Source organism: Streptomyces sp. CNQ329, from assembly GCF_000482585.1.
In genome coordinates, this window is sequence record NZ_AXVU01000078.1 from 1 (window position 1) to 9,310 (window position 9,310).

Below are 9,310 nucleotides of genomic sequence, written 5' to 3' on the forward strand. Positions count from 1 at the left end.
TAGTCGCGGACCAGGTCCCGCATCAGAACCGCGCTCCACGGGGTGAGGTTCAAGAACCGCTGGAGTGCCTTGGGCTCCTTCTCACCGGCGAACTCGGCCATGGTCCAGCCGTTCTTGCGCTGCAACGGGGAGAGGAGCCCACGCAGGTACTGAAGGGCGTGCCCTTGGGACTCCGGGCGGTAGAACAGTGGGGTTATCCGCTCGCCCAGCGCGGCGAACTCTCGGTCCCAGACGGCTAAATCGGCCGGGCTGACGGCGTCCGACGGACAATCTTGATCACGGGGCTGTGTCGTGGCCACAGCCAGAGTCTCCCACCACCCCATGATCAAGATCTAGCCCTGTAGTACTAGTTCCGGCGGTTCGTGCACGTCCGCTCCTCCTTCGAGCCGCGGAGCTTGACAGGCCCGCTCTCAATGTACGGGGAGGAGTGCGGCGGAACCAGGGAACCCCCGTGACTGCCCGGCGGCGGCCGTTCCCCTGTGCCCCCGGCCGTGCGGGGCCCCCGCGGGGGCCCCGCGGTCAGGCCCGTCTCAGCACCGCATCGGCTTCAGCCACGCGCACTCCAGGTCCGCCGGGTGCTCCGTACCCCGCGTCGTCCGCGACCGCGGCTCCGCCGCCGGAGTGCCCTCGCCGTACCCGGCCAGCGTCGTGACCACCGCGTCCTCGATGTCCTTCACCGAACCCGTCAGGTAGTTGTTGAGCACCACGCTGAACACCAGTTCCCTGCCGTCCGCGTCCGTCACGTACCCCGACAGCGCCGACGCCCCCGTCAGCGACCCCGTCTTCGCGCGGGCGTTGCCCTCCGCCGGGGTGTCACACATCCGCGAGCGCAGCGTGCCGCCCACGAAGCGGTCCGGGTCGCACGCCACCGGCAGCGACGCGTACCAGGCGCCGAACCACGGTTCGTCCTGGACCGCCGTCAGCAGCGTGACGAACGCGCGGCTCGGGATCGTGTTGCCCCGTGACAGCCCCGAGCCGTCGACCTGGCGCAGGGTGGACGTGTCGACGCCCACCGATTCCAGGTACGACGAGACCCCGCGCAGACCCGCGCTCCACGTGCCGGCGTCCGCCGTCTCCACGCCGATCGTCTTCGTCAGGATCTCCGCGTGGCCGTTGTTGGAGAGCTTCATGAACGGGACCAGCAGGTCCTTCAGCGGCATCGAGCCGTGGCTGGCGACCGTACGCGCCCCGTCCGGCGTCGCCCGCCCCAGCAGCGTCTTCCCGCGCACGTCGACGCCGTGGCGCTCCAGCGCGTCCCGGAAGACCGCCGCCGCATAGCCGGTCGGCTCCCAGACCGTGATCCACTCCTTGGTGGCGTTCGCCTTCACCGGGATGTCGCCGCTGACGACGATGGTGTTCGTGCCGTGCTCCCGGGCGATCCCCAGCGTGTCGCCCTCGCCCTCCGCGACCGTACGGCCCCGGTTGTCGATCTTCACGTAGCCGTTGGCCGGCGTCACCTTCACCGTCGGCCGGTCGCCCGCCTTCTTGCCGGGGTACGCCTCCACCACCACCGTGCCGGAGTCGTAGTCGGTGTCGGGGGCCACCGTCAGCGCGGAGATCTGCATCGCGTAGTAGTCCGACTCGTAGTCGGCGGACCAGCCGTTGCCGACGCGTGCGGAGTCGAAGCGGGTGTCGTCCGCGACGAGCCGGCCGACCTCGTCCACCCCCGCCGCCGCGACCTGCGCGGCCAGCGCGTCGTAGTCGGCGGCCAGCATCGTGGGGTCACCGCTGCCGCGCAAGTAGAGGTCGCCGCCCGCGGTGAGAGCGTCCGTGGTCCAGGTGTAGTCGGGGCCCAGCAGCTCCATCGCCGCGGCCGAGGTGGGCAGCTTGGTGTTGGAGGCGGGGGTGAGGCGGGTGGCGGCGGACTGTTCGTACAGCGTCTCGCCGCTCGCCGCGTCGGCCACCACGACGGACGCGAGCGCGCCGTCGAGGCGCTCGTCGGCGAGGACGTTGTCCAGCGCCTGCTTGAGCCCGTCGTCGTCGGGGTCCGCCCCCGCCGGGGCGCTGCCGCCGAGGCCGAAAGCGAGGAGGCCGGCCACCGCGGCGGCGGCCGGCCAAGTCCATGAACGCACTGCTGACTTCGGACGTCTGGGGGATCTGCTCATGACAGTGGAGCATGGCGAACCGGGACACGGGCAACAAGTACCTTGCCGCCCGTGTCATTGGTCCGACCGGTGGTATGACCGGCCCGTCAGTCCTTGCGGCGGAGGATCTTGTTCCCCAGCCACACCAGCGGGTCGTACTTGCGGTCCGCCGCCCGCTCCTTGAGCGGGATCAGCGCATTGTCCGTGATCTTGATGTGCTCGGGACAGACCTCCGTGCAGCATTTGGTGATGTTGCAGTACCCCAGGCCGTGCTCGTCCTGCGCCGTGGTCCTGCGGTCCAGCCCTTCGTCGGCCGCGGCGTCCAGCGGGTGCATGTCCAGCTCGGCGACGCGCATGAGGAAGCGCGGGCCCGCGAAGGCCGCCTTGTTCTCCTCGTGGTCACGGACCACATGGCACGTGTCCTGGCACAGGAAGCACTCGATGCACTTGCGGAACTCCTGCGAGCGGTCCACGTCCTCCTGCTGCATCCGGTACTCACCCGGGGCCAGCTTCTCGGGCGGCACGAAGGCGGGGATCTCGCGGGCCTTCTCGTAATTGAAGCCCACGTCCGTGACCAGGTCGCGGACCACGGGGAAGGCGCGCAGCGGGGTGACCGTGATGGTCTCCCCGGGCTCGAACACCGACATCCGGGTCATGCACAGCAGCCGCGGCCGGCCGTTGATCTCCGCGCTGCACGAGCCGCACTTGCCCGCCTTGCAGTTCCAGCGCACGGCCAGGTCGGGAGCCTGCGTGGCCTGCAGCCTGTGGATGATGTCGAGGACGACCTCGCCCTCGTTGACCTCGACCTCGAAGTCCTCCAGGCCGCCGCCCTCGTCGTCGCCGCGCCAGACCTTGAAGTGGGCGAGCTGGGCGGTCTGGGGGGACGTCCCCCCGGAAGACACGGTGTCCGTGCCGGTGGTGGGTGCCGTGGTCACTCGGTCAGCTCCTCGTCCGTCAGGTACTTCACCAGCTCGTCCTTTTCGAACAGGTCGAGCAGGTCGGGCCGGATCGGCGGCATCTCACGCTTCTCCAGCCGGATCTGGCCCCGCTCGGGGTCCGGGACGTCCGCCGCGGGCAGGGCCCCGCCGGCCGGGTCGGCGAGGCGGCAGACCAGGTTCTGCTTGCGCCAGTCGCGGTCCATGGCCGGGTGATCGTCGCGGGTGTGGCCGCCGCGCGACTCGGTACGCTCCCGGGCCGCGCGCGCCACGCACTCGCTGACCAGCAGCATGTTCCGCATGTCCAGCGCGAGGTGCCAGCCCGGGTTGAACTGCCGGTGGCCCTCCACGCCCGCGCGGCGGGCGCGTACCCGGAGGTCGGCGAGGCGGGTCAGCGCCTCGCTCATCTCCGACTCCCGGCGGATGATGCCGACCAGGTCGTTCATGGACTGCTGCAGCTCCTGGTGGAGGGTGTACGGATTCTCCGGCGGCCTGGTGGCGCCGTCCCCGTCCCCGCTCCCGGCAGCCGCGCCGCCGGTACCGGCCTCCGCGCTGAACGGGCGCAGCGCCTCCGCGGACGCCGCCGCGACCTGCTCCTCGTCGACCTCCGCCCGCCCGGCGGAGCCGGCCGCGTCGCGCGCGTACTCGGCCGCGTACAGCCCCGCGCGGCGCCCGAACACCAGCAGGTCCGAGAGGGAGTTGCCGCCGAGGCGGTTGGAGCCGTGCATACCGCCGGCGACCTCGCCGGCCGCGAAGAGGCCCGGCACGCCCAGCGCCGCCGCCGTGTCCGGGTCGACGTCGACGCCGCCCATCACGTAGTGGCAGGTCGGGCCGACCTCCATCGCCTCGGCGGTGATGTCGACGTCCGCCAGCTCCTTGAACTGGTGGTGCATCGAAGGCAGCCGGCGCTTGATCTCCTCCGCGGGCAGCCGGGTCGAGACGTCCAGGAACACCCCGCCGTGCGGGGAGCCGCGGCCGGCCTTGACCTCGGAGTTGATGGCGCGGGCCACCTCGTCACGGGGCAGCAGTTCGGGCGGGCGCCGGTTGTTGTCCGGGTCGTCGTACCAGCGGTCGCCCTCCTCCTCGCTCTGGGCGTACTTCTCCTTGAAGACGTCCGGGATGTAATCGAACATGAAGCGTTTGCCCTCGCTGTTGCGCAGGACACCGCCGTCGCCGCGGACCGACTCGGTGACGAGGATGCCCTTGACCGAGGGCGGCCAGACCATCCCGGTGGGGTGGAACTGGACGAACTCCATGTTGATCAGCGACGCCCCGGCGAGCAGCGCCAGCGCGTGGCCGTCGCCGGTGTACTCCCAGGAGTTGGACGTCACCTTGAACGACTTGCCGATGCCGCCGGTCGCCAGCACCACCGACGGCGCCTCGATCACGAAGAACCGGCCCGACTCGCGCTCGTAGCAGAACACCCCGGAGACGCGCCCGTCGGGCGCCTTGAGGATGCGCGTGACCGTGCACTCCTGGAAGACCTTGATCCGGGACTCGTAGTCCCCGCCGGCCTTGTGGTCCTCCTGCTGGAGGGAGACGACCTTCTGCTGCAGCGTACGGATCAGTTCGAGCCCCGTGCGGTCCCCGACATGGGCGAGGCGCGGGTACTCGTGGCCGCCGAAGTTGCGCTGGGAGATCTTGCCGTCCCTGGTGCGGTCGAAGAGCGCACCCCAGGTCTCCAGCTCCCAGACGCGGTCCGGCGCCTCCTTGGCGTGCAGCTCCGCCATCCGCCAGCTGTTGAGGAACTTGCCGCCGCGCATCGTGTCGCGGAAGTGGACCTGCCAGTTGTCGCCCGCGTTGACGTTGCCCATGCTGGCGGCGATGCCCCCCTCCGCCATCACGGTGTGGGCCTTGCCGAAGAGCGACTTGCAGATCACGGCCGTACGCAGCCCCTGCTCGCGGGCCTCGATCGCCGCCCGCAGTCCGGCGCCCCCGGCACCTACCACGACGACGTCCCACTGCTGCCGTTCGACTTGCGTCATTTTCTGTGCTTCGCCTTTCCCATCGGTCGGCTCGCTGCGCCTCAGAACAGCACCGGGTCGTCGAACGCGCCCGAGGCCACCAGGTATACGTACAGGTCGGCGAGTCCCACGCTGATCAGGGACGCCCAAGCCAGCAGCGCGTGGCGCTGGTTGAGCTTGCCCACCCAGCCCCATGCGCGGTAGCGCAGCGGGTGCTTGGAGAAGTGCCTGAGCCGGCCGCCGACGATGTGCCGGCAGGTGTGGCAGGAGAGGGTGTAGAGCCAGATGAGCACGACATTGACCCAGAGCACGAGGGTCCCGAGGCCCATGTGGCCCCACTCGTACTCACTGTTGCGGAAGCCGAGGATCGCGTCGTACGTGAGGATGGCGGCGACCACGAGCGCGGCGTAGAAGAAGTAGCGGTGCAGGTTCTGCAGGATCAGCGGAAAGCGGGTCTCGCCGGTGTACGTCTTGTGCGGCTCGGCGACCGCGCAGGCGGGCGGAGACACCCAGAAGCTGCGGTAGTACGACTTGCGGTAGTAGTAGCAGGTGAACCGGAAGCCCAGCGGGAAGACCAGGATGATCACCGCCGGGGACATGAACCACCAGTCACCGAAGAGCGCGAAGTTCGGGCCGCCCTTCATGTCGACGCAGTCGGAGCCCAGACAGGGTGAGTAGAACGGTGAGACGTAGGGAGCCGCGTAGTAGTCGTCGTTGACGAAGGCGCGCCATGTCGAGTAGACGATGAATGCCATCAGACCGGTGAAGGTGGCGGCCGGCTGCAGCCACCAGCGGTCGGTCCGCAGATGGGGCGCGGCGATGGCGGCACGGCCCGGGGCGCGGACTCCGCCCGGCTGGTCGGGGCTCGGTGGGCGTTCGGTTGTTCCGGTGGCCAAGGTTGTCTCCGGCAGGAGGGTGAGTGGGTCGGGGATGGTCGGAGGTGCTGCGGCGGGCCGGGGCCTGACAGGGCCGCGGCGCGCGGTCGTGGGCGGGGGGTGGGTCCGGCTGCCCGGCTAGGGGGCGTGCCGGCCGCCGGCGCCGAGTCCCTCGTCGTCGGCGTCCCGCCACAGGGTGTGGTCGTACGGCTGGTCGGGGATGGGGACCAGGGTCGGTCCCTCCTTCTCCGGGCCCTGGGCGGAGACCTCGCGCAGCAGGGCGAGGGACTCCCGCAGGTGGTCGGCGTCGGTCCGCACGCGGCGCAGCTCCAGCGCGCCGGCGCCCATGCGCTGCTCCAGGCGGCTCACCGTGCGTACGAGATCGTCGACGCAGCGCTGCGCTGCGGTCAGTTCTTCGTTCAGGGTCATGACATGCCCTCACGTCTTCGGTCGGGCGGTGCTGACGGTGCCCCGCGCGGTCTTCGCGCACGGCGAAAACGCGCTCAGGGCGCTGTGGGGGGAAGTGTCGCGCGTCTCGCGCTCGCTTGGGAAGGGATCTGCAGATTTCCCCCTGCGGGGGTGACCTACGGGGCCGGATCCTGCCGATCCGTACGCAGAACACACGGCCCGATCTCCCTACGGCTGGGCCGGACGGGTTGCGTTGCGCGGCGTGCCCGACGTGTCGCCGCCGGGTCCGGGGCGGGCTCGTTTTAGGTGGCGGGACAAGAGAAGTGTGATGAGCGGCAAATGATGCCGGAAATGTGCCTCACGGAGGTATCGCGCATGTCCCCTCACCGCCGCAGGCGCTCCGCCGCCGTGCTGCTCGCGGCCGGCGTCACCCTGCCCCTGGCGGGCTGCGACTCCTCCCCGGGCAACGCCGCCGGCGCGGCGCACGACGTGACCGCCGTCTCGCGCGAGCAGCTCCGGCCCGGCGGCACGGTCCGCTGGGCCGTGGACGAGGCGCCGGAGACGTTCAACGTCTTCCAGGCCGACGCGGGCGAGGCGACCGACCGCGTGGCGGGCGCGGTGCTGCCGCGGCTGTTCACCGTCGACGAGCACGGCACGCCGGCGGCCGACCCGGACTACCTGGAGAGCGCGGACATCGAGGACCGCAGCCCGAAGCAGCGCGTGGTCTACCGGCTGAACCCGAAGGCGGTCTGGAGCGACGGGCGGCCCCTCGGGGCGGAGGACTTCGAGGCGCAGTGGCTGGCGCTCAACGGCGAGGACACGGCGTTCTGGACGGCGCGCAACGCCGGTTACGACCGGATCGACTCGGTCGAGGCGGGCGATGAGCCGGGCGAGGTGGAGGTCGTCTTCGACAAGCCGTACGCGGACTGGAAGGCACTCTTCTCGCCGCTGTACCCGATGAGTGTGACGAAGACGCCGGAGGCGTTCAACGACCGGTCGCGGAAGGGACTGGCGGAGGTCGCGGGCCCGTTCATGATCAAGGACGTCAGGGGCGACGAGGACGGCGGGGACGGGAAGAAGGACGAGAAGAGCAAGAAGAACAAGGCCGGGAAGAGGGCGGACAGGGACGAGAAAGACGACAAGAAGAAGAACGGCAAGAAGGACGGCAAGAAGAGGGACGGGAAGAAGAAGGGGAAGCGGGACGAGAGCAACGCGAGCGAACCCACGTCCGTGACGCTCGTGCGCAACCCCCGGTGGTGGGGTGACCGGGCGCTGCTCGACCGGCTCGTCTTCGAGGAGGTGCCGCGCGGCCCCGGGCGGGAGAGGGCGCTGGACGCCGGCCGGCTGGACATCGCCGAGGTCGAACGGGACGAGGCCCTTCGGGCCGCCCGTGCCGAGCGGGCCGCGGTGCAGGTCGCCGAACCCGACCGGGCGCAGGACGGCAAGCCCGCGGACCTGGTCTCCCTGCCGAAGGCGGGCCCGCGCCCGTACTCCGTGCACCGGGCGCTGGAGCCCGCGTACACGCAGCTCGCGCTGAACGGCAGCTCGGGCCCGCTGGCCGACGAGCGGGTACGCCGCGCCGTCGCCCGCGCCGTCGACCGCGGCACCCTGGCGCGCAGCGTCCTCGGTCCGCACGGCCTGCCGGCGAAGCCGCTGGGCAGCCACCTGCTGATGCCGGGCCAGCCGGGCTACAGCGACCAGAGCGCCGCGCTCGGCCCGCAGGACGTGGTCGCGGCGCAGAAGCTGCTGGCGGAGGCGGGCTGGAAGGGCGGCCCGCGGCCGGAGGACGCGGAGGCGAAGGGCTCCGGCGACGACAAGCCGGCCGCGGGGCTGCTGCCGACGTACGACCTGCCGCTGTCGGTCACCCAGCCGGCGCAGGCCCAGCACGTCGTGCTCGGCCGGCAGGCCGAGCTGTTTGCGGCGGCTGCGAAGCACGGCAGGTCCTCGAAGCCGTACAAGGAGGCGGTGCGGGCGGCCCGGCTTGCGCGCGCGGCGCTGGCCGAGCGGGAGACGAGCGTGGCGCAGCCGCCGCGGCAGCGGCCGTTCGTCAAGAAGGGCAAGCCGCTGACGCTCCGCTTCGTGGTGCCGACGGGGCCGGGCACGGAGCAGTTGCGGTCGGTGGCCTCGCGGGTGGTGAAGATGATGGACAACATCGGCGTCCGCACCGAGGTGGTGGAGGCCGGCGAGCCGGACTACTTCACGGACTACATCGCTGCCGGCGAATACGACCTGGCCCTCTACTCCTGGCCCGGCACCCCCTACCCGGCCACCGACGCCCGCCCGATCTACGCCAAGCCCGTACCGTCCCCCGACGGCTCCCTGGTGGTCGAGCAGAACTACACCCGCGTCGGCACCGACGAAATCGACCGGCTCTTCGACCAGGCCCTCTCCGAGCTGGACGACGAGGCGGCACAGGAACTCCTCAACCGTGCCGACGCCCGCATCTGGGCAGCGGCCGGTTCGATCCCCCTCTACCAGCGCCCCCAACTGGTCGCCACCACACGCAACCTGGCCAACGCCGGCGCCTTCGGCTTCGCCACCCCCCGCTACCAGGACATCGGCTACCGCAACTGAAGCCTCCGCCCGGGAAACCGTCTGCCGACCGGCCGCGTCCTGACCCTTGAGGGATCAGGTGATACCGCCGTTCGGAACTGGGTAGCGCGCTCCCCGGGGGGGGTGCCTCTATGTCCTTCGTCAAGCCTGAACTGGTCATGCGATGGCTGCTGCGGGGGTGCGTGGTTCATAGAGGGTGCCGTCGCGGAGCATGGCGAAGAGCACGCTGATGCGGTGGCGGGCGAGGCGGAGGAGGGCTTGGGTGTGGGTCTTTCCCCGGGCCCGGCATTTGTCGTAGTAGGTGCGGGAGGCGGGGTCGTGCAGGGCGGCGAAGGCCGAGAGGAACATGGCCCGTTTGAGCTGCCGGTTTCCGCCTCGTGGTGCGTGCTCGCCGTGGATCGATGTTCCGGACGACTTGGTGGTGGGGGCGAGTCCGGCGTAGGAGGCGAGGTGAGCGGCGGTGGGGAAGCTGGTGCCGTCGCCGACGGTGA

At 70.8% G+C, this 9,310-nt stretch carries 8 protein-coding genes; 1 reads left to right on the plus strand and 7 read right to left on the minus strand.

Translation table 11 applies throughout. The features are described from left to right. The 6 genes from I003_RS35815 to I003_RS0128155 all read right to left on the minus strand — a co-directional run. A partial coding sequence (locus tag I003_RS35815) for a transposase (protein ID WP_199784332.1) occupies nucleotides 1-299 on the minus strand: 299 nt, incomplete at its 3' end. A gap of 231 nt (nucleotides 300-530) precedes the next feature. Then, nucleotides 531-2,105 (minus strand): D-alanyl-D-alanine carboxypeptidase/D-alanyl-D-alanine endopeptidase, encoded by a 1,575-nt coding sequence (gene dacB / locus I003_RS0128135; protein ID WP_027774535.1) that lies wholly within the window; start codon nucleotides 2,103-2,105, stop codon nucleotides 531-533. An 86-nt stretch (nucleotides 2,106-2,191) separates the two neighbouring features. Continuing rightward, nucleotides 2,192-2,986: a succinate dehydrogenase/fumarate reductase iron-sulfur subunit gene (locus I003_RS0128140; protein WP_027774536.1), complete on the minus strand. Its 795-nt coding sequence runs from the start codon at nucleotides 2,984-2,986 to the stop codon at nucleotides 2,192-2,194. A gap of 29 nt (nucleotides 2,987-3,015) precedes the next feature. Then, a complete protein-coding gene (locus I003_RS0128145) occupies nucleotides 3,016-5,004 on the minus strand; it encodes a fumarate reductase/succinate dehydrogenase flavoprotein subunit (RefSeq protein ID WP_027774537.1) in 1,989 nt (662 codons plus the stop codon). A 41-nt stretch (nucleotides 5,005-5,045) separates the two neighbouring features. Next, entirely contained in the window at nucleotides 5,046-5,879 is an 834-nt protein-coding gene (locus I003_RS0128150; protein WP_027774538.1) for a hypothetical protein, read from the minus strand. Nucleotides 5,880-5,996: 117 nt separating this feature from the next. After that, nucleotides 5,997-6,287, minus strand: coding sequence for a hypothetical protein (locus I003_RS0128155; RefSeq protein WP_027774539.1), 291 nt, complete (start codon nucleotides 6,285-6,287; stop codon nucleotides 5,997-5,999). A gap of 354 nt (nucleotides 6,288-6,641) precedes the next feature. Between I003_RS0128155 and I003_RS0128160 the strand changes: the two genes are divergently transcribed. Then, nucleotides 6,642-8,840, plus strand: a complete 2,199-nt coding sequence (locus I003_RS0128160) for an ABC transporter family substrate-binding protein (protein ID WP_027774540.1) — start codon at nucleotides 6,642-6,644, stop codon at nucleotides 8,838-8,840. Nucleotides 8,841-8,975: 135 nt separating this feature from the next. On the opposite strand, the gene I003_RS0128165 is transcribed toward I003_RS0128160, so the two are convergent. Beyond that, nucleotides 8,976-9,310 (minus strand): IS110 family transposase (locus I003_RS0128165; RefSeq protein ID WP_027774541.1); only part of this gene is annotated, 335 nt, incomplete at its 5' end.

What these genes read in the sequence shown, in the direction of transcription:
- I003_RS0128160 (WP_027774540.1), top strand. Translation starts at nt 6,642, where the DNA reads ATGTCCCCTCACCGCCGCAGGCGCTCCGCCGCCGTGCTGCTCGCGGCC.
- I003_RS0128145 (WP_027774537.1), bottom strand. Translation starts at nt 5,004, where the DNA reads ATGACGCAAGTCGAACGGCAGCAGTGGGACGTCGTCGTGGTAGGTGCC.
- dacB (WP_027774535.1), bottom strand. Translation starts at nt 2,105, where the DNA reads ATGAGCAGATCCCCCAGACGTCCGAAGTCAGCAGTGCGTTCATGGACT.
- I003_RS0128155 (WP_027774539.1), bottom strand. Translation starts at nt 6,287, where the DNA reads ATGACCCTGAACGAAGAACTGACCGCAGCGCAGCGCTGCGTCGACGAT.